24 protein-coding genes, 2 tRNA genes and 1 riboswitch are annotated in these 23,469 nt (G+C 63.0%); of the genes, 16 read left to right on the forward strand and 10 right to left on the reverse strand.

Going from position 1 to position 23,469, the window contains the following annotated elements:
- Positions 1-51: 51 nt before the first annotated feature.
- Positions 52-504, reverse strand: a complete 453-nt coding sequence (locus ABDB87_RS04085; RefSeq protein ID WP_345924300.1) for a rhodanese-like domain-containing protein — start codon at positions 502-504, stop codon at positions 52-54.
- Between the two features lie 324 nt (positions 505-828).
- Between ABDB87_RS04085 and glnA the strand changes: the two genes are divergently transcribed.
- The 9 genes from glnA to zapD all read left to right on the forward strand — a co-directional run bounded on the left by glnA (position 829) and on the right by zapD (position 9,256).
- Positions 829-2,238, forward strand: coding sequence for a type I glutamate--ammonia ligase (gene glnA / locus ABDB87_RS04090; RefSeq protein ID WP_345924302.1), 1,410 nt, complete (start codon positions 829-831; stop codon positions 2,236-2,238).
- Between the two features lie 157 nt (positions 2,239-2,395).
- Positions 2,396-2,878 carry a DUF4124 domain-containing protein gene (locus ABDB87_RS04095; protein WP_345924304.1) on the forward strand — a complete coding sequence of 161 codons (483 nt, stop codon included), beginning with the start codon at positions 2,396-2,398 and terminating at the stop codon, positions 2,876-2,878.
- Positions 2,879-2,914: 36 nt separating this feature from the next.
- Positions 2,915-3,991: a nitrogen regulation protein NR(II) gene (glnL, locus tag ABDB87_RS04100; protein WP_345924688.1), complete on the forward strand. Its 1,077-nt coding sequence runs from the start codon at positions 2,915-2,917 to the stop codon at positions 3,989-3,991.
- A 46-nt stretch (positions 3,992-4,037) separates the two neighbouring features.
- Positions 4,038-5,459, forward strand: coding sequence for a nitrogen regulation protein NR(I) (ntrC, locus tag ABDB87_RS04105; RefSeq protein ID WP_345924306.1), 1,422 nt, complete (start codon positions 4,038-4,040; stop codon positions 5,457-5,459).
- 90 nt (positions 5,460-5,549) lie between these two features.
- On the forward strand, positions 5,550-6,344 hold the full coding sequence (locus tag ABDB87_RS04110; RefSeq protein ID WP_345924308.1) for a biotin--[acetyl-CoA-carboxylase] ligase: 795 nt from the start codon (positions 5,550-5,552) through the stop codon (positions 6,342-6,344).
- A 2-nt stretch (positions 6,345-6,346) separates the two neighbouring features.
- On the forward strand, positions 6,347-7,060 hold the full coding sequence (locus ABDB87_RS04115) for a type III pantothenate kinase (RefSeq protein WP_345924310.1): 714 nt from the start codon (positions 6,347-6,349) through the stop codon (positions 7,058-7,060).
- Positions 7,061-7,105: 45 nt separating this feature from the next.
- Positions 7,106-7,819: an SPOR domain-containing protein gene (locus tag ABDB87_RS04120; protein WP_345924312.1), complete on the forward strand. Its 714-nt coding sequence runs from the start codon at positions 7,106-7,108 to the stop codon at positions 7,817-7,819.
- Positions 7,803-8,429, forward strand: a complete 627-nt coding sequence (gene coaE / locus ABDB87_RS04125) for a dephospho-CoA kinase (protein WP_345924313.1) — start codon at positions 7,803-7,805, stop codon at positions 8,427-8,429. The genes ABDB87_RS04120 and coaE overlap by 17 nt, the downstream gene beginning before the upstream one ends.
- A gap of 68 nt (positions 8,430-8,497) precedes the next feature.
- Positions 8,498-9,256 (forward strand): cell division protein ZapD, encoded by a 759-nt coding sequence (zapD, locus tag ABDB87_RS04130; protein WP_345924315.1) that lies wholly within the window; start codon positions 8,498-8,500, stop codon positions 9,254-9,256.
- 28 nt (positions 9,257-9,284) lie between these two features.
- Here zapD and ABDB87_RS04135 read toward each other — a convergent pair whose 3' ends face one another.
- Positions 9,285-10,478 (reverse strand): beta-propeller fold lactonase family protein, encoded by a 1,194-nt coding sequence (locus ABDB87_RS04135; RefSeq protein ID WP_345924316.1) that lies wholly within the window; start codon positions 10,476-10,478, stop codon positions 9,285-9,287.
- A 132-nt stretch (positions 10,479-10,610) separates the two neighbouring features.
- Here ABDB87_RS04135 and ABDB87_RS04140 point away from each other — a divergent pair, with 132 nt between their 5' ends.
- Positions 10,611-10,838, forward strand: coding sequence for a hypothetical protein (locus ABDB87_RS04140; protein ID WP_345924317.1), 228 nt, complete (start codon positions 10,611-10,613; stop codon positions 10,836-10,838).
- 43 nt (positions 10,839-10,881) lie between these two features.
- Here the strand turns inward: ABDB87_RS04140 and ABDB87_RS04145 are convergent.
- The 5 genes from ABDB87_RS04145 to metK all read right to left on the reverse strand — a co-directional run bounded on the left by ABDB87_RS04145 (position 10,882) and on the right by metK (position 14,910).
- Positions 10,882-10,957: transfer RNA gene (locus tag ABDB87_RS04145), tRNA-Lys, on the reverse strand.
- A gap of 30 nt (positions 10,958-10,987) precedes the next feature.
- Positions 10,988-11,063, reverse strand: a tRNA-Lys gene (locus ABDB87_RS04150).
- 63 nt (positions 11,064-11,126) lie between these two features.
- Complete coding sequence (metF, locus tag ABDB87_RS04155) at positions 11,127-12,005, reverse strand: methylenetetrahydrofolate reductase [NAD(P)H] (protein WP_385918171.1); 879 nt, start codon at positions 12,003-12,005, stop codon at positions 11,127-11,129.
- 34 nt (positions 12,006-12,039) lie between these two features.
- On the reverse strand, positions 12,040-13,440 hold the full coding sequence (gene ahcY, locus ABDB87_RS04160) for an adenosylhomocysteinase (protein ID WP_345924319.1): 1,401 nt from the start codon (positions 13,438-13,440) through the stop codon (positions 12,040-12,042).
- 82 nt (positions 13,441-13,522) lie between these two features.
- A riboswitch (S-adenosyl-L-homocysteine riboswitch) is annotated at positions 13,523-13,623 on the reverse strand.
- 126 nt (positions 13,624-13,749) lie between these two features.
- A complete protein-coding gene (metK, locus tag ABDB87_RS04165; RefSeq protein WP_345924321.1) occupies positions 13,750-14,910 on the reverse strand; it encodes a methionine adenosyltransferase in 1,161 nt (386 codons plus the stop codon).
- A 152-nt stretch (positions 14,911-15,062) separates the two neighbouring features.
- On the opposite strand from metK, the gene ABDB87_RS04170 reads away from it, so the two are divergent.
- The 5 genes from ABDB87_RS04170 to xerC are packed head-to-tail and all read left to right on the forward strand — an operon-like array spanning position 15,063 to position 19,340.
- Positions 15,063-15,974: a lysophospholipid acyltransferase family protein gene (locus ABDB87_RS04170; RefSeq protein ID WP_345924323.1), complete on the forward strand. Its 912-nt coding sequence runs from the start codon at positions 15,063-15,065 to the stop codon at positions 15,972-15,974.
- Positions 15,975-15,979: 5 nt separating this feature from the next.
- Positions 15,980-16,852, forward strand: a complete 873-nt coding sequence (locus ABDB87_RS04175) for a lysophospholipid acyltransferase family protein (protein WP_345924692.1) — start codon at positions 15,980-15,982, stop codon at positions 16,850-16,852.
- A 49-nt stretch (positions 16,853-16,901) separates the two neighbouring features.
- Positions 16,902-17,732 (forward strand): diaminopimelate epimerase, encoded by an 831-nt coding sequence (dapF, locus tag ABDB87_RS04180; RefSeq protein WP_345924325.1) that lies wholly within the window; start codon positions 16,902-16,904, stop codon positions 17,730-17,732.
- Between the two features lie 18 nt (positions 17,733-17,750).
- Entirely contained in the window at positions 17,751-18,401 is a 651-nt protein-coding gene (locus tag ABDB87_RS04185; protein WP_345924327.1) for a DUF484 family protein, read from the forward strand.
- A gap of 6 nt (positions 18,402-18,407) precedes the next feature.
- Positions 18,408-19,340, forward strand: coding sequence for a tyrosine recombinase XerC (gene xerC / locus ABDB87_RS04190; protein WP_345924329.1), 933 nt, complete (start codon positions 18,408-18,410; stop codon positions 19,338-19,340).
- An 11-nt stretch (positions 19,341-19,351) separates the two neighbouring features.
- Here the strand turns inward: xerC and ABDB87_RS04195 are convergent, their stop codons facing one another.
- Entirely contained in the window at positions 19,352-19,858 is a 507-nt protein-coding gene (locus tag ABDB87_RS04195) for a 3'-5' exonuclease (RefSeq protein WP_345924331.1), read from the reverse strand.
- A 118-nt stretch (positions 19,859-19,976) separates the two neighbouring features.
- Between ABDB87_RS04195 and ABDB87_RS04200 the strand changes: the two genes are divergently transcribed.
- A complete protein-coding gene (locus ABDB87_RS04200) occupies positions 19,977-21,167 on the forward strand; it encodes a class I SAM-dependent rRNA methyltransferase (protein ID WP_345924333.1) in 1,191 nt (396 codons plus the stop codon).
- Positions 21,168-21,177: 10 nt separating this feature from the next.
- Here ABDB87_RS04200 and ABDB87_RS04205 read toward each other — a convergent pair whose 3' ends face one another.
- Together ABDB87_RS04205 and ABDB87_RS04210 are read right to left on the reverse strand one after the other, a co-directional pair.
- Positions 21,178-22,149: a glycosyltransferase family 9 protein gene (locus tag ABDB87_RS04205; RefSeq protein ID WP_345924335.1), complete on the reverse strand. Its 972-nt coding sequence runs from the start codon at positions 22,147-22,149 to the stop codon at positions 21,178-21,180.
- Positions 22,146-23,399, reverse strand: coding sequence for an O-antigen ligase family protein (locus tag ABDB87_RS04210; RefSeq protein WP_345924337.1), 1,254 nt, complete (start codon positions 23,397-23,399; stop codon positions 22,146-22,148). The genes ABDB87_RS04205 and ABDB87_RS04210 overlap by 4 nt, the downstream gene beginning before the upstream one ends.
- Positions 23,400-23,469: the final 70 nt, after the last annotated feature.

The raw sequence follows: 23,469 nt of genomic DNA on the forward strand, positions 1-23,469 counted from the left end.
CTGAATGGAAATCTGTTGATCAAGGAAAAACGGAGAGGGCGACCGACGGACTCAGGACTGGAACCAGGGCAGGCCCGCATGACGCCAGCCACCGATCCGGCCACGGTGCCCGTGCGCATCCTTGTCGCCCTCGAAGCCCTCAAGCACGTTGTAACACGCCGTGAAACCGGCCGCTGCAGCAGCCATCGCGGCGTTATGCGAACGTGCACCACTTCGACAGATGAATAACAACAGGGACTCCGGATCCACCTGCTGGCGCAACTCCTCGATGAAATGCTGATTCGGCACGCCGCCAGGCCACGCATTCCACTCGATCTCGACCGCTCCGGGAATGCGCCCGACCCAATCAAGCTCCGCACGTGTGCGAACATCGACAATCCGCGCACCGGGAGCATGCTCCAGTACAAGATGCGCCTCGTGCGGAGTCAGGGCGCCGTCATACGGCAGGCGCGTTTTCTCGGCACGTTCTCGGCCGAGCTTCAGGGTATCGCTCAAGGTTTGCATGGGACGCCTGCAAGGGGTACGGAACAAGAGCCGAAAGTATAAGGCCCGTCCGGAGTCAAATCACGGCAGATGCATTCTGGTGCATCACGCACCATCGAAGGCACCACAAAGGTGCAAACAAGCGAACGCACGGACGACTCCGGCTTTATGGCACAATCAGCCGGCCCTGCGCCCCGCTGCCCATCCGGCCGGAACCCGTGTTTTAGCCAGTCTGCCACTAATAATGGCATGCAAAGTGCTTTCAACCCCACGTTCACGCGCAACCGTAACCCGGTAGCGGACAGGTTCGACAACTCGGTTCAACACACCAGGAGTGAGAGTGAAATGACCCCTCAAGACGTAATCAAGCTCATCAAGGAAAGCGACGCTAAGTTCGTGGACCTGCGCTTCACCGATACCCGCGGCAAGGAACAGCACGTCACCATCCCGTCGCATATCGTGAATGATGAGTGGTTCGAGCACGGCCACGCTTTCGATGGCTCCTCCATCGCTGGCTGGAAGGGCATCCAGGCTTCCGACATGCTGCTGTCGCCCGATGCTTCGACGGCGAAGGTTGACCCCTTCTTCGACGAAACCACCGTGTTCATCACCTGTGACGTCATCGAACCGTCCGACGGCAAGGGTTACGACCGCGACCCGCGCTCCATCGCCAAGCGCGCTGAAGCCTATCTGAAGTCCTCCGGCCTGGGCGACACCGCCTACTTCGGCCCGGAACCCGAATTCTTCATCTTCGACGGCGTGAGCTGGGCTGCCGACATCTCCGGCTGCTTCGTCAAGATCAAGTCTGACGAAGGTGCCTGGGCAACCGCTGAAGACCAGGACGGCAACAACATCGGTCACCGCCCCAGCGTCAAGGGCGGTTACTTCCCGGTTCCCCCGGTCGACAGCCACCAGGACATCCGCGCTTCGATGGTGCTGATCCTCGAAGAACTGGGCATCCCGGTCGAGGTGTTCCACCACGAAGTGGCCACCGCTGGCCAGAACGAAATCGGCACCAAGTTCAGCACGCTGGTTCAGCGCGCCGACTGGACGCAAACCCTGAAGTACGTGGTGCACAACGTTGCGCACCAGTACGGCAAGACCGCCACCTTCATGCCGAAGCCCATCGTTGGCGACAACGGTTCGGGCATGCACGTTCACCAGTCGATCTGGAAGGACGGCAAGAACCTGTTCGCAGGCAACGGCTATGCCGGCCTGTCCGAGTTCGCGCTGTACTACATCGGCGGCATCATCAAGCACGCCAAGGCACTGAACGCGATCACCAACCCGGGCACCAACTCCTACAAGCGTCTGGTTCCGCACTTCGAAGCACCGGTCAAGCTGGCTTACTCGGCCCGTAACCGTTCTGCCTCGATCCGCATCCCGCACGTGCAGTCGGACAAGGCCCGCCGCATCGAGACCCGCTTCCCGGATCCGCTGGCCAACCCGTACCTGGCTTTCTCGGCCCTGATGATGGCCGGTCTGGACGGCGTGCAGAACAAGATTCACCCGGGCGATCCGGCTGACAAGAACCTGTACGACCTGCCGCCGGAAGAAGATGCAGCCATCCCGACCGTCTGCGCTTCGCTGGAAGAAGCCTTGGCAGCGCTGGACAAGGATCGCGAGTTCCTGACCCGCGGTGGCGTGTTCAGCAACGACTTCATTGACGCCTACATCGAACTGAAGATGGGTGAAGTGAATCGCACCCGTATGACGACCCACCCGGTCGAGTTCGACATGTACTACTCGCTGTAACGCGGCCTGAAATTCAGGAAGCATGAAAGGACGGGCGCTGCCCGTCCTTTTTTTTACCTCGGACATCCTTCAGCCCGGCATGACGCTGGTCTCCCCGGATATTGCGTTTTGTCCGGCCGGCCGTACACTGACCACTGTATCCATCATGGAAGTCAAGATGAAACCGATCCAGCACGCGCTCGTCCTTTGCGCCTGCATGCTTGTGCCGGCGGCTCACGCCGACGTTTTCAAGTGCGTCGACGACAGCGGGCACACGACCTACACGAACAACAAGCCCGCCTCCGGAAAGTCCAGCTCCTGCACGCTGATGACCAAGGAGCAGCCGGTCAATTCGGTTCCAGCCGCACGCAAGCCCGGCAGCGCCGGCAATGCCACTCCGCCTTCCTTCCCGCGGGTCACGGACGACACCCAGAAGAGCCGCGACTCCGATCGTCGCCAGATTCTCCAGAACGAACTCGAAACGGAACAGAAACTGCTGGCGACGGCGCGCAAGGAGTTGGCCGAACAGGAAGCCGTGCGCAACGGGGATGAGCGCAACTACCAGAAGTATCTCGATCGACTGCAGTCCTACAAGGACAGGGTCGCGCTTCATGAACGCAACATCGAGGCGCTGACAAAGGAACTGTCACGTCTGCGCTGAGGTGAACGGCTCGATTCTTGCATGACTGGTCTCCTTATGAGCCCTTCACGCCCGACTCCGAATCCCAGTCCGCTGAGCAGCTCCACCGCCGGGCTGGAACTGCTCTCCTCCGCGGTGGTACTGATCAGTGCGGATCGCTCGATCTGCTATGTGAATCCGTCTGCCGAACATCTGTTTTCCACCAGCAGCCGACAGTGCCTCGGGCACCATCTGTCCGCCCTGATCGGCGACCTTCCCGGACTCTGGGCAGCGCTCGACAACGCCTTGGCGAACAACTGGAGCCATACCGGCCAGAACCTCACGGTGACCCGACCCAGCGCGCAATCCCTGCATCTCGATTGCACGGCCACCCCGGTAGACCTGCCCCCTGCACGCCTGCTGCTTGAGTTCCGCCCCATTGACGCCCAACTGAAGGTCGCGCGCGAAGAGCGCCTGGCCGAGCAGCAACAGGTCAATCGCGAGCTGGTCCGCAACCTGGCGCACGAAATCAAGAACCCGCTCGGCGGCATCCGGGGGTCCGCCCAGCTTCTGGAGCGCGAGCTGGACGATCCGGAGTGGCGCGAATACACGCAGGTGATCATCGCCGAGGCCGACCGCCTCCAGGATCTGATGAACCGTCTGCTCAACTCGCATCGCATGATGCATCCGACCGTCGTGAACGTTCATGACGTGCTCGAACGCGTGTTGCGGCTCATCCAGGCCGAGTTCCCCCAGGTAACCGTCAGACGCGACTATGACGTGAGCCTGCCGATGCTGACCGCGGACCGGGAACAGCTCATCCAGGCCGTGCTGAACATCTCGCGCAATGCAGCCCAGGCCATGAACGAGCATGGCGTGGTGACGCTGCGGACGAGGGCTGCCCGTCAGGTCACCCTGGCCAAGCGACGCCACAAACTGGCACTGGAATTGCAAGTCATCGACAACGGACCGGGAATCCCCGTGGATATCCGCGACAAGATTTTTTACCCCCTGGTTTCAGGTCGGGAAGGCGGCACGGGCTTGGGTCTCTCCATTGCACAGAGCTTTGTCGAACAGCATCAGGGCACCATCGAACTCGAGAGCCATCCCGGCCGCACCTGCTTCACCATCCTCCTGCCGATCACCCAGGCTTGAGAATTGAAGTCCGATACCAAAAAAGACATGAACGGAAATGCTCAACATGAATGCTGTCTGGATCGTTGACGACGACCGCTCCATCCGCTGGGTCCTTGAAAAGTCCCTTGCACGAGAAAACATCGCTTTCCGCAGCTTCTCCTCCGCCACCGAAGCCCTGGCCGTGCTGGACGCCAATGGTGCGCCGCCCCAGGTCCTGATTTCCGACATCCACATGCCGGGCGACTCCGGTCTCGTGCTGCTCCAGCGCGTCAAGGAAAGACACCCGAACCTGCCGGTGATCATCATGACCGCCTACTCGGACCTGGACAGCGCAGTATCGGCCTTCCAGGGTGGCGCCTTCGAATACCTGCCCAAACCCTTTGATGTGGACCAGGCGCTGGACCTGTTGCAGCGTGCGCTCAAGGAAGCCACGCCCCAGGATGGTGCGGAAGTCGAGAGCAGCACGGTGCCTGAAATCCTCGGCCACGCGGCTTCCATGCAGGAGGTTTTCCGCGCAATCGGCCGCCTGTCGCAGTCTTCCGCCACCGTGATGATCAATGGCGAGTCAGGCACCGGCAAGGAGCTTGTCGCACGAGCGCTGCACCGTCACAGCCCACGCAAGGACGGCCCCTTCATCGCCATCAACACGGCCGCGATCCCGAGGGATCTGCTTGAGTCCGAACTCTTCGGCCATGAGCGGGGCGCCTTCACCGGCGCAGCCGCCCAGCGTCGCGGCCGCTTCGAGCAGGCCGAGGGCGGCACCCTCTTCCTCGATGAAATCGGCGACATGCCGGCCGAGCTTCAGACCCGCTTGCTGCGCGTCCTCTCCGACGGCCACTTCTACCGTGTGGGCGGACACACCCCGGTCAAGGCAAACGTTCGCGTGATTGCCGCCACCCACCAGCATCTGGAGCAACGTGTCCGTGACGGGCTGTTCCGCGAAGACCTTTTCCATCGTCTGGACGTCATCCGCCTGCGCCTGCCCCCGCTGCGGGAGCGCCGCGAAGACATCCCCCTGCTGGCCAAGCACTTTCTCGCGCACAGCAGCCAGGAGCTCAATGTCGAGAGCAAGCGCCTGACGGAGGCGGCACTCAAGCGCCTTCAGGCGTTCGACTTTCCGGGCAACGTTCGCCAGCTGGAAAATCTGTGCCACTGGCTGACCGTCATGGCCCCCGGCCAGACCGTTGACGTCGCGGACCTGCCGGTGGAAATGCGCGAACACACGCCCGGCACCTCAGGGCACCATGCTGCGGGCGGCGACTGGCTTTCTTCGCTGAATTCGGAGGTTGACCGGCTCATCGCCTCATCACCCGGCGAAGTCTTTGATCGCCTCAACCGGGAATTCGAGAAGAACCTTATCCTGCGCGCGCTGGCCAACACGGGCGGCAGACGCGTCGAAGCCGCGCAGCTGCTGGGAATCGGGCGCAACACGATCACCCGCAAGATCCAGGAGCTCGGCATTGACGCCGGGCGCGGCGACGACTGAAACACGTACGATCAGCCCCGGCACGCGCCGAACCGGCGTGAAGCCCGGGGCAAATCAGCTAGACTCGGCCATTTGCTTTCTGTCACGCCGATGTCTTCCGCTCCGGGTTTTGACTACCCTGCCCTCCTTGGCCTGCTTGGCGCCACCGCGGCGCGTTTTGACGTCGACCATCTCCCGGAGTGCGACTCGACCAATAGCGAGCTGCTCAGGCGCGCCGCCAACGGCGGCCCCTCCGGGCTTGTCGTCATCTGTGACCGGCAGCATGCCGGTCGCGGGCGGCGCGGGCGGCACTGGCTCTCCGCCCCGGGCGACAGCCTGACCTTTTCGTTGCTCTGGAGACGACCTGAGCGCCAGGATTTGTCCGGGCTCAGCCTGGTGGTTGGCCTGGCTGTCGCCCAGGCACTCGAAGCGCTCGAAGTCACCGGCATCGGACTCAAGTGGCCGAATGACATCTGGCGGGAGAACGCCAAGCTGGGTGGCATCCTGATTGAAACCGCGTCAGGCGGTGAATCGCTCGTCATCGGCATCGGTCTCAATCTGCGCGAGAATCCCGGCTGGACACATGATGCGGGCCGGGCCGTCACGTCCATCGAAGCCTCGGGCCATCTCATTGCACGCGAAGCCGTCCTCGCATCCGTTCTGCTGCGCCTCGCCGCAACGCTCGATCAGTTCAGCATGCTGGGGTTTCCGCCCTTTCGAGAAGACTGGAACCGCCGGGACGCATTCGCCGGAAAGCCCGTCGAGCTGTCGGGGGATCGCGAACGCATCGAAGGCATCTGTCGTGGAGTGGGCGACGAGGGCGCGCTGCGGCTGGAAACCGCCAGCGGCCTCATCTCCTTCAACGCCGGAGACCTGAGTCTCCGGATCCGGACGGAAACCCACTGACCATGCATCTGCTCATCGACGCGGGCAACAGTCGGCTCAAATATGGCCTTCACGATGGCCGGCAGTGGATCCTGCAGAACGACACCAACGGTCTGGCGCCCGAGCTCCTGCTGCCGGACGGCCTGATTCCGACTGGGATTGTCGTGTCAAACGTTGCCGGTGCCGCAGTCGGCCAGCAGATCAGCAAGGTCATCGACAGTTTTGCGGCACCGGTGGAATGGCTGAGCGCCAGCGCCAGCCGCTGCGGGCTGATCAACGACTACGAGCGGCCTGGAGCGCTGGGCAGCGATCGCTGGGCCGCCGCCATTGCGGCACGGCGCCTCACGCAATCCGAATGCCTGGTCGTCTCCTGCGGCACGGCTACGACAATCGATATCGTGCGCGCAGACGGCCATTTCGCCGGCGGCTGCATCCTGCCGGGCTTGCAAACCATGCTGGACAGCCTCGTGCGCCGGACTGCCGGGCTCCCGCTGAGCACCGGGAACCTGAAACTTCCTCCGCGCAACACGCATGACGCCATCGCCACCGGCTGCCTCCTGGCTCAGGCAGGAGCCATCGAACGCATGGCCAGACTGCTCGGGGACGGTGCGCAGATCATCCTGACCGGCGGGAACGCCGAGCGCATCAAGCCACACCTGCAGATTGCCGCAAGCCTGCGGCCGGGGCTGGTTCTGGACGGTTTGCTTGCAGTGGCGCTCGATTCGAGTACGAGCTGACAGACAGGGCTTGGACACTCCGCGCGCTCGCAGGATAATGCGCCCATGCATCTCTTCCGGACGTTTTTCTATCTCCTCCTGGCCGGCAACATCGTGCTGGCCGTTCTCAGCGGCATGAGCTTCGCGGGCCTCCACGCGCCCTGGCAGGCGCCAGGCGAGTCCGAGCGCATCAAGCGCCAGCTCGTCCCCGAGAAAATCGTGCTGCTTCAGGAGGCAAAAACGACCAGCAACAACGATACGGTCGCCGCGACAGCACCGCCCGCCCCGCAACCAGCGCCCCTGCCCGCTACCGACACCCCGGCCTGCATTGCGTTTGCCAACCTGGGCAACGCTGATGTCGAAGCGATCAAATCGCTGACCGCCCCTTCCGGCAGCGCGCTCAAGCTCAAGGTCAACGGCGTACAGCCCAGCTCGTACTGGGTCAACATACCGGCCTCCGGTGGCAAGGACGGCGCCAACCGGCGCGGCGAAATCCTGGCCAAGGCAGGCATCACCGATTTCATCATCATCCGCGAGTCCGGCCCGAACCAGTACGCCATTTCGCTGGGGCTGTTCCGCAATGAAGACGCGGCACACCGGCTCGTCGAGCAACTGCAGAAGAAGAACATCAAGACCGCCATCATCACCACGCGTGACAACACAGGCAAAGCCGCGCGAATCGAGATTCACGGCATGAGCGCACAGTTGCAGGCGACCGGCAGCGAGATCCGGTCCCGGCTCAAGTCCGCACAGAGCGAAGAGTGTGGCGCAGGCGGCTGACTCTGCCCGCCTCGTGGTTGGCCTGACGGGCGGCATCGGGAGCGGCAAGACAACTGTCGCCAATGCGTTCGGCGCCCTCGGCGCGACCCTGATCGATACCGATGAAATCGCCCGCGCGCTCACTGCTCCGGACGGCGAGGCCATGCCTCGCATCGCGGCAGACTTCGGCCCCGGATTCATCACCCAAGACGGTGCAATGAATCGCTCTGCCATGCGGGCCCGAGTCTTCTCTGACCCGGCCGCAAAAAAAAGGCTGGAAGACATCCTTCACCCGATGATCCGGACGGCCTGCCAGACTGCCCTGCAAGAGCTTGCCGGGCCCTATGCGCTACTGATCGTGCCGCTGCTGGTGGAAACCGGGCATTACCTGCCCTGGTGCCAGCGCGTTCTGGTCGTCGACTGCGACGAAGCCACGCAACTGCAACGGGTCATGCAGCGCAGCGGACTGTCGCGCACCGAGGCGTTGAAAATCATCGCCAGTCAGGCCACACGGGAGGCCCGACTGGCGGCAGCAGATGATGTCATCGACAACAGCGGCAGCCCCCTGGCATTGCCTGCACAGGTTTCACTATTGCATCAGCGCTATATCACTGCAGCCCGGAACCTTTAGCAGAATCGCAGGTGATATGATGCACGGTCAAAATAACCCGATGCAGAACCTCCATCCGGCGACTGGTAGTGGTAATTACATACGAATACCCTCTCGGCGAACGCATTCGCACACTGCTCAGACTGGAAGACCTGTTCGAAAAGGTCCTCCACTTCTCGCTCGCAGACGGCGCCTATGAACACCACACGGCGCTGCTCGCGCTGTTCGAGATACTTGATGTCGCGAGCCGCGCCGACCTGAAGGTCGATCTGGTTCAGGAACTCGAACGACAACGCCAGATCCTGCTGGCTTTCCGCGACAATCCCCAGATATCGGAAGAAGCACTATCGGGCGCCCTGTATGAAATCGAGCAGGCAAGCAGTGCCCTGCTCGCCATGGCCGGCCGCATCGGCCAGTACCTGCGTGAATCCGAGTGGCTGATGGCCATCCGGTCACGCACCGCGATTCCTGGCGGAGTCTGCGAATTCGATCTGCCTTCGTATCACTTCTGGCTCAATCGGGACATTTCACGCCGCCGTCAGGACATCGAAGGCTGGCTCGCGCCGATGCTGCCGATCCGTGACGGGCTGACCATCGTGCTCCGACTGCTGCGCGAAAGTGGCCGCCCTGAAAACCAGACCGCCAAACGCGGCAGCTATCAGGTCATGATGGCAGGGCGAAGCGCCCAGCTTGTTCGCGTGCGCCTCGCCCGTGACGTCTCCGCCGTTCCGGAGATCAGCGCCAACAAGTATGCATTCAACATTCGTTTCGTCGCGCCGGACGTCGTATCTCGTGCTCGCCAGTCCGAACACGACATTCCCTTCGAACTGACCTTCTGCAGCCTTTGAGGCCCGCCGGGGCAGGCCTCGCTTCCACTCAGCGCACGGCAATCGCGCTCGGTTTCTGCCCACCGGTCGAGACGGCGCCGCTCGACAGTGCCGACAGGCCGCCGCCCGACTGGATCGCATATTGCGACACGGTCGCGTCGACACCATTGACCGCATAGACATAACGCCCGTCCGGCGTCACCGCGAGCGCATTCACTCCCTGCCCTGCAATCACGCTCGCCGTTGCAAGTGCCGTCAATCGACCGGACGTGATGGCGTACTGACTCACCGTACCACTGCCCGAATTCGCAACATAGGCGTACTTCCCGTTCGGAGTAATGACGATCGACCTGGGCACAAGCCCCGTCGCAACGCTGGCGGGTGACAGACTGCTCAGTGTGCCAGCGCTTCCGATCGCATATTGCGCCACCAATTGGGCATCCGCGAGAACGGCATACAGATGCGAACCATCCGGATCCACGGCCAGCGCAATCGGGGAAGAGGTGCTGCCCGTGCTGACGACCGCCCCCAACGAGACAAGCGCACCGGTACTGCTGACCGCGTATTGGGAAATGGTGTTGTCACTGGCATTCGCGACATAGGCGAACCGACCGTCAGGCGTCACGGAGAGCGCGGCAGGATTTACGCCCGCGGTGACGGTCGCGGGCGTCAGCATGACAGGCAAACCCGAGTCTGCGATTGAAAACTGGGAGACACTCGCTGCTCCGTAGTTTGCGACATACAGCGTCGTTCCCGCCGCCCCCATTCCGAGAGCATAGCTGTTGCTCCCCGCACTGGCCACTCCCAGGCTGGTCAGCGAACCGTCCGCGCCGACCTTGTACGCGCCGATCTGCTTGTTGTCCTGATGCGCCACATAAGCCCGAGCTCCATCCGGACTCAGGACGATGGCATAGGGAGAATAATTTGCCGCCATCACGGCAGTCGAGAGCGCCGAGAGGCTGCCAGTGCCTGCCGCGACGCTGAACTGGGCCAGGGTGTTACTGCCCGAGTTGGTCACGTAGGCCATGTAGCCGCGACAACTGACTGCCACATCGCTGACACTGGACACGATCGTCCCGGTGCCATTGGCAACCGAACAGGTCTGGCCATCCGGTTGAGTGACAATGCTGACCGCATAACTCCCGGAAGCCGTGCCAAAGCTGAATTTCGACGCCCCCGCCGCGACGGACAAGGTGGCATCTCCATTTCCAAGCACGAGGCCACTTGCTGTCAGTCCGCTCACCGTTCCTCCCAGCGTATGGCTGGCAGACGATGAACTTCCTGAGTCGGAAGCCCCACCCCCTCCGCCCCCACCACCACATGCAGCGAGGACAGTGCCGACGCAAACAGCTGCGGCGAAATTCCTGCAACGAGAATGCATGATGAACCCCAGAACAAAAAGGCTCACCTTATTGACGCCCCTCCCGGCGCAATGAACGGAAATGCCCCGTCTTTATCCGGCTTACCGGAGCATCACAAAAAAGCCTTCCAGAACAATGCCCTGAAAAATGCAATTGACATTTCTTTAACCAAACAGAGCCGGTTTTCCAGCAGATTTCCCGAGCAGCCGCACGCTGAAAAGCAAAAAGCCCGACTCGATTGAGTCGGGCTTTCTGCTTCAACCGCCTGCATGCAGACGGTTTATTTGGTGGGGGCAGTAGGATTCGAACCTACGACCAATTGATTAAGAGTCAACTGCTCTACCAACTGAGCTATACCCCCGAAACCTGCTTCGCTTTTCTTCCCTATTGGTGGTAGGCCGTGCGGGATTCGAACCTGCGACCAACGGATTAAAAGTCCGCTGCTCTACCAACTGAGCTAACGACCCGCCGGAAGCGAAGAATCAGCATTGTAGGCAAGAGACCAAGAACCGTCAAGCACTTTCTGAATTTTATTTGGCAAGCCCGAGCCGGTGAACAAGTTCGCGCGTCATGCCGGCCTGATTCAGCGTGTAGAAATGCAGGCTGGGAGCGCCACCCGAAATCAGCTGTTCGCACAGGCGCGTGACAACATCCAGTCCAAACGCACGGATAGCCTCGGCATCGTCACCAAAGCCTTCAAACCTGCGGCGCATCCATTGAGGAATCTCCGCCCCGCAGCTCTCCGAAAACCTGGCGAGCTTGCTGAAACTCGCGATCGGCATGATGCCCGGCACGATGGGAATCGTCACGCCCGCCTTCCGCGCGGCATCGACAAAACTGAAGTAGGCGTCCGCGTTGTAGAAATACTGGGTAATCGAGGAATTCGCTCCCGCCTGAACCTTGTTGGCAAATGCCCGCACATCGGCGTCATAACTGCGTGCCTGGGGATGCACCTCAGGGTACGAAGCAACCTCGAGGAAAAACTCATCCCCGGTCTCCTGGCGAATGAATCCAACCAGTTCGCTGGCATAGCGAAACTCGCCCGGGTCCGCCATGCCGGAGGGCAGATCGCCTCGCAAGGCCACGATCCGCTTCACCCCCATTGAACGGAACTCGGCGAGGTGATCGCGGATACTCTGCTGAGTAGCGCCGATGCAGGAAAGATGAGGTGCAGCCTCAATGCCAGCCTCACGTATTTCACGTACGACCTGCAGGGTGCGGTCGCGGGTGGAGCCGCCCGCTCCGTAAGTCACGGAAAAAAAATCCGGCCCCAGCACCGCCAATTCACTTCGCACAGCGCGAAGCTTCTCGACCCCTTCCGCCGTGGCCGGCGGAAAGAACTCGAGACTGAAATCGAGCTTTTTGCTCATATCGCTTTCCTCACGCCTGCACGCGAGGGTGCAGGCCATGTTCGTGATGGCCGGCGCTCGACCGGCCCGTCGATCAGTAACGGTAGTGGTCAGCCTTGTAGGGGCCTTCCACCGGCACTCCGATGTAGTCGGCCTGCTGCTGGGTCAGCGTGGTGAGCTGCACGTTCAGGGTCTTGAGCTGCAGACGGGCAACCTTCTCATCCAGATGCTTCGGCAGGGTGTAGACACCAACCGGATACTCTGCCGTCTTGGTGAACAGCTCGATCTGGGCGATGGTCTGGTTGGCGAAGGACGACGACATGACGTAGCTCGGATGGCCGGTCGCACAGCCGAGATTCACCAGACGGCCCTTGGCCAGCAGGATGATCCGCTTGCCATCCGGGAAGATCACGTGGTCGACCTGCGGCTTGATCTCTTCCCACTGGTACTTTTCCAGCGAAGCGACATCGATCTCGTTGTCGAAGTGACCGATGTTGCAGACGATGGCATTGTTCTTCATTTCCACCATGTGCTCGTGTCGGATCACGTGGTAGTTGCCAGTGGTCGTCACGAAAATGTCCGCCTGGCTGGCTGCGTATTCCATCGTCACCACGCGATAGCCTTCCATGGCCGCCTGCAGCGCACAGATCGGGTCGATCTCGGTGACCCACACCTGCGCCGACAGGGCGCGCAGCGCTTGGGCGGAACCCTTGCCCACGTCGCCATAGCCGCAGACCACGGCGATCTTGCCCGCGACCATCACGTCGGTTGCACGCTTGATGCCATCGACCAGCGATTCGCGGCAGCCGTAGAGGTTGTCGAACTTGCTCTTGGTGACCGAGTCATTGACGTTGATCGCCGGGAACTTGAGCTCGCCCCGCGCATGCATCTGATACAGGCGATGCACGCCGGTGGTGGTCTCTTCGGTCACGCCACGGACCTTGTCCAGACGCACCGAATACCAGGTCGGGTCTGTGGCGAGCTTGGCCTTGATCGCGGCGAAGAGAATGGTTTCCTCTTCCGAGCCCGGATTGGCCAGCACGGAGATGTCCTTCTCGGCGCGGGCGCCAAGATGCAGCAGCAGGGTCGCGTCGCCACCGTCGTCGAGGATCATGTTCGAGTAGCCGCCGTCGGCCCACTCGAAGATGCGGTGGGTGTAATCCCAGTACTCGACCAGCGTCTCGCCTTTCTTGGCGAACACGGGAATGCCGGCAGCGGCGATCGCGGCGGCGGCGTGATCCTGGGTCGAGAAAATGTTGCACGAAGCCCAGCGGACTTCGGCGCCGAGCGCAGTCAGCGTCTCGATCAGCACGGCGGTCTGGATCGTCATGTGCAGCGAGCCGGTAATGCGGGCGCCCTTGAGGGCCTGCGATTTCGCGAATTCTTCGCGAATGGCCATCAGGCCGGGCATTTCGCCTTCGGCAATGCGGATCTCCTTGCGGCCCCAGTCGGCCAGCGTGAGATCGGTGATGACGTAATCATTGAATTGAGCCACGGTGTTCTCCTTGAACAGGTGGCCGGGCAGGAGGGGAGCGGACTTGCAGGAAGCTCACCATCATCCCGTGCCGGCACGGTTGATCAGGTGAGCGCAGTTGAAGCAGCCCGGCTTGGCCGGGAATCCGAGCCTGGGATGGCCTGAGCGAATGTCAGGTCCGGTCTCGCAGCGCTCCTCGGAATGGCCGGATTATAGCCGGAACAATCCGCATCGCCAGTGCAAAACCGCATCACACAACGCGGTGCCTGCGCCTGAAAACAGAAAAGGGAGCCTTGCGCTCCCCTTTCCGGACGCCGCGTAGACCTTGAATCAGAGGCCTGCGGAAGCGCGCAGCGCTTCGACCTTGTCGGTCGCTTCCCAGCTGAACTCCGGCTCGGCACGGCCGAAATGGCCGTAAGCCGCCGTCTTCTGATAGATCGGGCGCAGCAGGTCGAGCATCTGCACGATGCCCTTCGGACGAAGGTCAAAATGCTCATTGACCAGCGCGGCGATTTTCTCGTCAGAGATGATGCCGGTGCCTTCGGTGAACACCGTCACGTTCATGGGGTGGGCGACACCGATCGCGTACGCCACCTGCACCTGACACTGACGAGCCAGACCGGCCGCCACGATGTTCTTGGCCACATAACGGGCCGCGTAGGCTGCGGAGCGGTCGACCTTGGACGGATCCTTGCCCGAGAAAGCGCCACCACCGTGCGGCGCAGCGCCACCGTAGGTGTCGACGATGATCTTGCGGCCAGTCAGGCCGCAATCGCCCTGCGGGCCACCGATCACGAAGCGGCCGGTCGGATTCACGAAGTACTTCGGATTCTTCAGCAGCTCGGCTGGAATGACCGCCTTGATGATGTCCTCGATCACCGCTTCGCGGATCGTTTCCTGGGACACGTCCGGCGCATGCTGGGTGGAGATCACCACAGTATCGATCTCGACCGGCTTGCCATCTACGTAGCGGAATGTGACCTGGCTCTTCGCGTCCGGACGCAGCCAGGGCAGGCGGCCATCCTTGCGCAGCTCGCTCTGGCGCTGCATCAAACGGTGCGCATACCAGATCGGCGCGGGCATCAGCTCGGGCGTTTCATCGCAGGCATAGCCGAACATCAGACCCTGGTCGCCGGCGCCCTGATTCAAATGGTCGTCGGAGGCGTGATCCACGCCCTGGGCGATGTCATTGGACTGCTTGTCATAGCAGACCATGACCGCACAGCCCTTGTAGTCGATACCGTACTCGGTGTTGTCGTAGCCGATGCGGCGGATGGTGTCGCGCGCGACCTGGATGTAGTCGACGTGCGCATTGGTGGTGATTTCGCCCGCCAGCACCACCAGACCGGTGTTGCACAGCGTTTCGGCTGCTACACGCGATCGCGGATCCTGTTCGAAGATCGCGTCGAGAATGGCATCGGAAATCTGATCCGCAACCTTGTCGGGATGGCCTTCCGAAACCGACTCGGAAGTAAAAAGGTAGTCCGCCATGAATGGTCTCCGCAAATGAAAAACCCCGGAATAACGTTGGCGCGGCCAACTCCGGGGTTCGAGCGGACGACGCTTTAGCAGTATTTGGCGAACCTCGCGGTCCGCGCCGCCCTGCAAGTTGTCTTTAACTCGGCGGTCAGGGAATTATAGGAATGGCCGCTTATAATGCAAGCGCCCGTTTCGAGCCACGCACCTTGACACTCACTTCTTTGCTCCCGCCGCTGTTCCGCCTGCTGGGCCGCTGCTCGCTGGCCTCCCTGCACCGCTTCGGGGCTTGGGCGGGGCTTGCCACCTACTGGCTTTCTCCGCGCTACCGGCATCGCCTGCAGGAGAACATGGCACGCGGGTTGGGCCGTACGCCCACGCGTGCCGAACTGCATGCCAACGCAGCCGAAACCGGCCGCATGATGCTCGAACTGCCTTTCATCTGGCAGCGGCCGTTCGAAGACATCCAGGCACATATCCTCGAACTCGTCGGCTGGGAGAAAGTGCATCAGATGCTCGCCGAGGGTGATGCAATGATCGCCCTCACGCCCCACATGGGCTGCTTCGAAATCACCTCGCTGCACGCCGGCACCTTCATGCCGATGACCATCCTCTACCGGCCACCCAAGCAGGCCGGTATCGAACCGATCCTGCGTGCCGGACGCACCCGCGGTCAGCTGAGTCTCGCGCCGGCCGACCTCTCCGGCGTGCGCAGCATCATCAAGGGCCTGCGCCAGGGCGTCTCCACCGGACTGCTGCCGGATCAGGCTCCCGGCAAGGGCGAAGGCATCTGGTTGCCCTTCTTCGGCAAGCCGGCTTACACGATGACGCTCGCCGCCCGCCTCTCGGAAGTGAAGAAGACCCGCGTGCTCCTGTTCTGGGGCGAACGGGTGAGCGGACGCGGCTGGCGCCTGCACTGCTTCGAGCCGGAGGAGGCCATTACCGGCACGCTGGAAGAGCGCGCCGCCGCCATCAATCGCGCGCTGGAAGCCCTCATCCTGCGCTGTCCGACCCAGTACCTCTGGGGCTACAACCGCTACAAGACTCCGGCGGGTGCCAATCCGCCGCCTGCGCAATGACTGTTCTGACCCGAATCTTTCTCGCCGGCCTGTGGTGCTTCCACTGGCTGCCGCTTCCCGTTCAGGCCTTTTTCGGCTGGATGCTGGGGCATCTGCTGTATCTCGCTGTCGTGCCGCGGCGGCGCGTGCTGCTGACCAACCTGCGCCTGTGCTTCCCGGAAAAACCCGAGGCCGAGCGCCGGAAGCTTGCGCGCGCAGTCTGTGTGGCTGTCACCCGCTCGATGCTTGAGCGGGGCGTGTTGTGGTGGGCCTCCGAAACCCGCATCCGTCGTCTCGTCGAGCTGAACGGCGTCGAGACCATCCGGCGGCTTCATGCCGAGGGCAAGGCCGTCGTGATGCTGGTGCCGCATTTCGTGGGGCTCGACATGGCGGGCAGCCGCATGGCGATGGAGATGGACTGTGTCAGCATGTATTCCGCCCAGAACGACAAGCTCATCGAGAAGATGCTGCTGCATGGCCGTACGCGTTTCGGCTCGCAGGAGCTGCTCTCGCGGCAGGACGGCATTCGCGGTGCAGTGAAGGCCATGAAACGCGGTCGCCCCTTCTACTATCTGCCGGACCTCGACTTCGGCCCGAAGGAGTCCATCTTCGTGCCGTTCTTCGGCATCCAGACCGCCACCGTACCCGGCCTGCCCCGCATCGCGCGGCTGGCAGACGCGGCCGTCGTCCCGCTGGTCGTGCGGATGAAGCCCTGGGGCCAGGGCTACGTCGGTGAATTCCAGCCCCCCTGGAACAACTTCCCGACCGACAATGTCGAGGCAGACACCGCCCGCATGAATGCCTGGATCGAAGCCGAGGTGCGCAAGCTGCCCGAGCAGTACTACTGGGTGCACAAGCGCTTCAAGACACGGCCTGCCGGCGAGGCAAAGTTTTACTAATGTGCAGGGCAAACGGCGCCGCCGGCTCCCGAAGCAGGATAATCAGGACATGAAGCTCAACTTCACGAAAATGCAGGGACTGGGCAATGACTTCGTCGTCATCGATGCGATCAGCCAGACCGTCGAGATGACGCCCGCCCTGGCGCGGCGCCTGGGCGACCGTCGCTTCGGCGTCGGCTGCGACCAGATCCTGATCGTTGAACGCCCGAGCGGTGAAAACATCGATTTCCGCTACCGGATCTTCAATTCCGATGGCTCCGAAGTCGAGCAGTGTGGCAACGGTGCGCGCTGCTTCGTGCGCTTCGTGGTCGACCACAAGCTGACCACCAAGCACGAGATCCGCGTCGAAACAAAGTCGGGTGTCATCACGCCGCGCCTGGTCGATAACGGCCTCGTGACGGTCGACATGGGCGTGCCGGTCTTTGAGCCCGCGCGCATCCCCTTTGTTTCGGAGAGCGATGCAGCCGTCCAGCCGCTGGCACTCGCCGGCGAAACGATCGAAATCAGTGCGGTCTCGATGGGCAACCCTCACGCCGTCCAGGTCGTCGCGAACGTCGACAGCGCCCCGGTCGAACAGCAGGGACCGCTCATCGAGCACCATCCCCGCTTTCCTGCCCGGGTCAATGCCGGCTTCATGCAGATCGTGGACGAACACGCGATCCGCCTGCGCGTGTTCGAACGCGGAGCGGGCGAAACCCTGGCCTGCGGCACGGGCGCCTGTGCGGCGGTCGTTGCCGGTATCCGGCGCGGCCTGCTCCACTCACCGGTGCGCGTCGAAACGCGGGGCGGCGAACTGTCGATCGCCTGGCGCGGACCGGGAACGTCCGTTCTGATGACCGGCCCCGCCGTCAGCGTTTTCGAAGGCAGTCTTGACCTCTGAACCCGGACATCCATGACCATGACCCCGCAAGACATCGTCGACTTCCTCAGTCAGCAACCCGAATTCTTCGTCGACCATCCCGAGCTGCTCAGCACGCTGACCGTGCCGCATCCGCTGTCGGGCCAGGCCATCTCGCTGACCGAACGCCAGCTGCTGAACCTGCGCGAAAAACTCGGCCAGGTCCAGGGCAAGCTGGCCGAGCTGGTCAGCTTCGGCGAGGAAAACGACGTGATTGCCGAGCGGGTGCACCGGCTCACGCTGTCGCTGATGACCGCCCCCGAGTTCGAGTCGGTCAATTTCGCGATCTACAACCACCTGCAGGAGGACTTCGCGGTGCCGCATGTGGCGCTGCGGATCTGGAACAGCATCCTGAAGCGTCCGCTACCCGAGTTCATCGAGGTCTCGGAGGAGCTGCGCTTCTATGCAGCCGACCTGCGCCATCCCTACTGCGGGCCGGCCCAGAATGAGGAAGTGCTGGCCTGGTTCGGCGAGTCCGCCAGCCAGTTGCGCTCGATGGCACTGATTCCCCTGCGGCGCGATGCGCAGATTTTCGGCATGCTCGCACTGGGTAGCGAAGATCCCGAGCGCTTCTTCCCCGAGATGGGAACGCTGTATGTCGAACGCATAGGCGACCTCGTCAGTGCCGCGGTACTCAGACATATCGGCTGAGTGCGCATGAAGCCCGCCAGGACCGATCCGGCCGCAGCAAGACCTGAAGTCAGCCTGCCTGACGAGGTCCTCGCCTGGCTCGATTTCCTCACTCATCAAAAGCGCAGCAGCCCGCACACGCTGGTCAGTTATCGACGCGACCTCGCCAAGCTGGTGAGCCTGTGCGCCGGTCGGCCGCTGCAGCAGATCACCGCCGCAGACATCCGCCGCTTTTCGGCCCAGTTGCATCGGAGCGGGCTGGAAGCGCGCTCGATCGCCCGAACGCTCTCCGCCTGGCGCAGCTGCTTTCGATGGCTGCTGGCACGCGAGCGGGTGAGCAGCAATCCGGTGGCCGGCATCCGCCCGCCCCGTGCGGGCAAACCGCTGCCCCGCGCCCTGTCGGTTGATGCAGCAAGCGCCCTGCTCGACTCGCAAGCCGAAGATCTGCTCGAGCAGCGTGATCTGGCGATGTTCGAACTGCTGTACTCCTCGGGACTGCGCCTTGCCGAGCTCGCCGGGCTCGATCTGGCGGGCACCTACAGCATCCGCGAAGGCGAAGTCACTGTTTTCGGCAAGCGCGGCAAGACACGGCGCGTGCCGGTTGGCGGCAAGGCCCTCGAAGCCCTGCAGGCCTGGCTCGGTGTGCGCGCCACGATTGCTGCGCCCGGCGAAACCGCACTGTTCGTGAGCCAGCGAGGCAATCGCCTCTCGCACGGCACGATCCGGGCAAGGCTGGCGCGCTGGGCACGCGAGAAAGGCATGGCGCAGCACGTGCATCCGCACATGCTTCGCCACAGCTTCGCCTCGCATATGCTGCAGTCATCCGGAGACCTGCGCGCCGTTCAGGAACTGCTGGGCCACGCGAGCATCCGCAGCACCCAGGTCTATACCCATCTCGATTTCCAGCATCTCGCGAAGATCTACGACGCGGCCCATCCGCGCGCGAGGAAGAAGGACTGAATGGCGAGCGCTCAGGCCTCGCCTGGCGCCTGCCCGCCCATGACCGCCAGCCAGGTAGCCTGCAGCACGCGGGCATCGACGCTCGCCCGGTGCCGCTGGACCTGCATCGAGCCCTCCACCTCGGCACGCACCTCGTTCCAGAGACGGGCCTCGACCATCGGCGTGATCCGCACCAGGTGCTCGACGCGGTAAGTGGCAGGCACCCCCGCCGCCTCGTGCAGGGTCGCCAGCCATGAGTAGTCATGCGCCCAGGCGTCGGAATAGATGGTGCTGCGCCCGAGCAGGGTATTGAGCCGGATGGCCACGGAGAGCGGCGGCAGGCCGTTTTCGGCGAGCATCTGGCGCGAAATGCCATGAACCGCTTCCGCCTGCGGGTCCCAGTGCGTCCAGCTCGAAACCGGCTGGATCAGCGCACAGTAACTGCGTCCGTCCGAGAGGGCGCACCCCACTTCAATGGGATAGCTGCCCGGACCGAAACCGGATGCCTCGATATCGATGATGGCCGGCGGTTGCAGCATGGAGAGATTTCCATGAAATGAATGCGGATAATGTAGCCTGACTTGCGGCAGCCACCCAAGCACGGCGGCTTTCCGCTAGCATTCGCACCCTTTCAGACAGTTTTGCGCAGGAATCCACATGGCCGAACTCATTCTCGCTCCCGGCAAGGAGCGCTCCGTCATGCGCCGCCATCCCTGGATCTTTGCCGGCTCGGTCGCCAAACTCGCCGGCCGCTCGAAGCCCGGTGACACGGTCGAGGTCTATAACGAGCGCGGCCAGCTGATGGGGCGGGCGGCGTATTCGCCCGAGTCCCAGATCCGTGCCCGCATGTGGAGCTTCGACGCCGAGGAGTCGATCGACCACGGCTTCTTCAAGCGCCGCGTGGCGGCCTGCGTGGCGCGCCGCGCTGCCCACCCGCAGCTCGCGGGGCAGGATGGCTTGCGCCTGATCCATGGCGAGTCGGATGGCCTGCCCGGCGTGATTGCGGACCGCTTCGGCAAGGTGGTGGTGCTGCAGATCACCAGCGCGGGCGGCGAGAAATGGCGCGACGCGATCGTCGCCGGGCTGGTTCAGGCCACCGGCTGCGTCTGCGTCTATGAGCGTTCGGATTCGGACGTGCGCAAGCTCGAAGGGCTGGAGCCGCGTACCGGCGTGGTGTATGGCGAACTCCCGACCGGGCCGCTGACCATTCGTGAGAACGGCGTAACGATGGAAGTGGATGTGGTCAGCGGCCACAAGACCGGCTTCTACCTCGACCAGCGGGACAACCGCCTGCTCACCGGCCAGCTCTCCGCAGGCCGCGCCGTGCTCAACTGCTTCTGCTACACCGCCGGCTTCTCGCTGCAGGCGCTGGCGGGCGGGGCGACCAGCACCTTGTCCATCGACTCCTCCGGCCCGGCGCTGGAAACCGCGAAGCGCAATCTGGCGCTGAATCCGCAGCTCGACGCTGCACGTGCCGAATGGTGGGAGGCCGACGTATTCGAGGCCCTGCGCAAGCTGCGCAGCGACGGTCGCAAGTTCGACCTGATCGTGCTTGATCCGCCCAAGTTCGCCCCCTCGGCGGCGCACGCCCAGCGCGCCGCCCGCGCCTACAAGGACATCAACATCCTCGGCTTCCGCCTGCTCAATCCGGGCGGCATCCTGATGACCTATTCGTGCTCTGGCGGCATCGGCCAGGAACTGTTCCAGCAGATCGTCGCGGGAGCTGCGGTGGATGCCGGCGTCGATGCTCGAATCATCCATCGCCTCTCGGCCGGCGCGGATCACCCGATCGGCCTCGCCGTACCCGAAGGCGAGTACCTCAAGGGACTCGCCTGCCAGATCGACTGAGCCAGACGGCTCAGCTCAGCCCCTGCACGGCAGCCAGAACCTCTTCCACCGGAATGTCATTCACATCCAGCGAAGCCGGCTGCAGCAGGCGATAGGGTACGCCCCAGGGATGCCAGCGCTCGGCGTCCGACTTGCCGAAGAGGCAGACGATCGGTTTGCCGAGCGCCGCCGCCAGATGCATGTGACCACCATCCGAGCACAGCACCTGCGAGCAGGCCGCCAGCCCCCCGATCAGGCCCGCCAGCGTATGCGACTTCATCGGCACCAGCGGCAGATCCGGGCAGGCATCGAGAATCTGCTGCGCCTTCGCGTCGTCACCGGGATGCAGCGGATTGTCCGAAGCGCCCGGCGCCCAGAACAGCCCGAAGCGCAAAGCCGGATCCAGTGCATGAAGCTTCCGGATCAACTCGATGAAACGCTCGATCGGCCAGCGCTGTGAAGGCTTCCGCGCACTGATGTGAATGCCCAGCACCCGCCCCTCGCCAAGCTTTACGCGCGCGTCCGCCAGCAGGGATGCATGCGGTACGATCTCCGCAGCAGGCAGGCGGGTGTGCGGCAAACCCAGTTCGCGCAGGAAGTTCGCCGTCCGCAAGGCTTCATGCAGCCCGACCGGATCGGGCGCGACGTCATCCTGTGCCAGCACCCGTTTAGCGCCGACGAGCCATGCCATGCGGCGCGCGCTGGCCTGCGTGCCCCCTGCGGGCAGAAGCACCAGATCAATCCCGAGTCGCCGCAATTGCCAGAGCTGACGCAGGCGCGCAGCCATGGCGCCCCAGCTGCTCTCGCCGGAAGCCAGATGCTTGGCCTTGGTGTAACGGAACACCGCATCGAGATCGCGGTTATCGTGCAGCACCTCCGCGTTGTAGGAGGTCACCAGCGCGCCAATCCAGGCCTTCGGCCAGGACTCCCGCAAACGACGGATCATCGGCAGCGTACAGACGAGGTCGCCGATATTGTCACGACGGATGACGAGGATCTTCACGCGGCGGACCTGCTCCGCTGCGGCGCGCCGGACAACAGCAAACCCAGGCAGATCATCGCCAGCATGCCGTGCTCATGATGCAGCGTCGTGTTGAAGAGTCCTCCGACAAATACCACCGTGAAGCCCGCCAGCCCGGCGCCCCAGGCCAGACGCGCCAGCTCGCTGCCCTGATCGCCCGGCAAACGGCGAATCAATGCGGCAAGCCAGCTCACGCCCAGTACTGCAAGGATACCGATCCCGAGCAGCCCCCGTTCGGCCAGCGTATTCGCATAGATGCCATGTGCATGATCGGCAAAGAAGTAGTCCTGCCGTTCGAAAGGCTCCCCACGGGCGCGTACCCATCCCTCGAGCATCTCCGGCGACACCGCGCGGAAGTTGGCGGGGCCGACACCCGTCAGGGGAAACTGCCGCGCCATTTCGGTTGCGGTGTGGAATGCCTGGAGGCGGAATGAAGAAAGATGGCCTTGCTCGACGCCTTCCACAGTTTTCTGCAACAGCGTCTGATTGTTCTTGCTTCCGGTCAGCTCGCTGGTCAGCCACTGGGTTCCCGCCCCGAAAACCACCGCTGCCACACAGACGGCCGCGAAAGTGCGCAGGCGCATCCCGCCCAGCAAGAGCACGCAGGGCAACACACCCAGCAGATAGGCCACCAGTGCACCGCGGCTGGCAAACCCGATCATGACGCCCAGCATCAACAGGGCCGCCACCAGACCGATGCGGCACTCGCGATGCTGATGAAGACGGCCGGATACCGCAGCCAGCGCGGCAGCCAGAATTGCTATGCCAGCGCCATAAAGCGCGGAATGATTCACATGGCCCACAGAATTGAGTTGCAGCCAGATCCGCTTCGGCTCGGTCGCCAGCACCCAGTAGCCGTGCAGCACCCCCGCCAGCGTTGCGCCGATCAGACAGTAGATAAGCAGGCGGACCTGACGGGCATCAAGACGACTGCGCGCCAGGATCCAGCCCAGCGACACATAGCCGGCGATATCACCAAGTTCCTTCCATTGCGGGGTGTAGGCCGTATTGAGCAGGCTCGCCAGCGGCACCAGGAACAGGCCGGCGAACAGGCAGTCCCACGGGAGCGCGAGCGTTCCGAAGTCACGCCTGCGCAGGCTGTTGCCCAGCCACAACAACAGGAACAGTGCCCAGAAAATGTTCTTGGGCGCTTCGACCAGAGGCAGCGCAATCGCGAACAGGCACAGGAGAATGAACTCGAATCTGTCGAGACGACGTTCGGAAGCGGGCATGAGCAGGCTCGGCGAGAAAACGGTCAGGCCGCATGATACCGCAGGGGTTCAGTACAATCGGGACCTTTGA

Source organism: Uliginosibacterium paludis (assembly GCF_039631355.1).
In the GTDB taxonomy this organism is placed as follows: Bacteria; Pseudomonadota; Gammaproteobacteria; order Burkholderiales; family Rhodocyclaceae; genus Uliginosibacterium; species Uliginosibacterium paludis.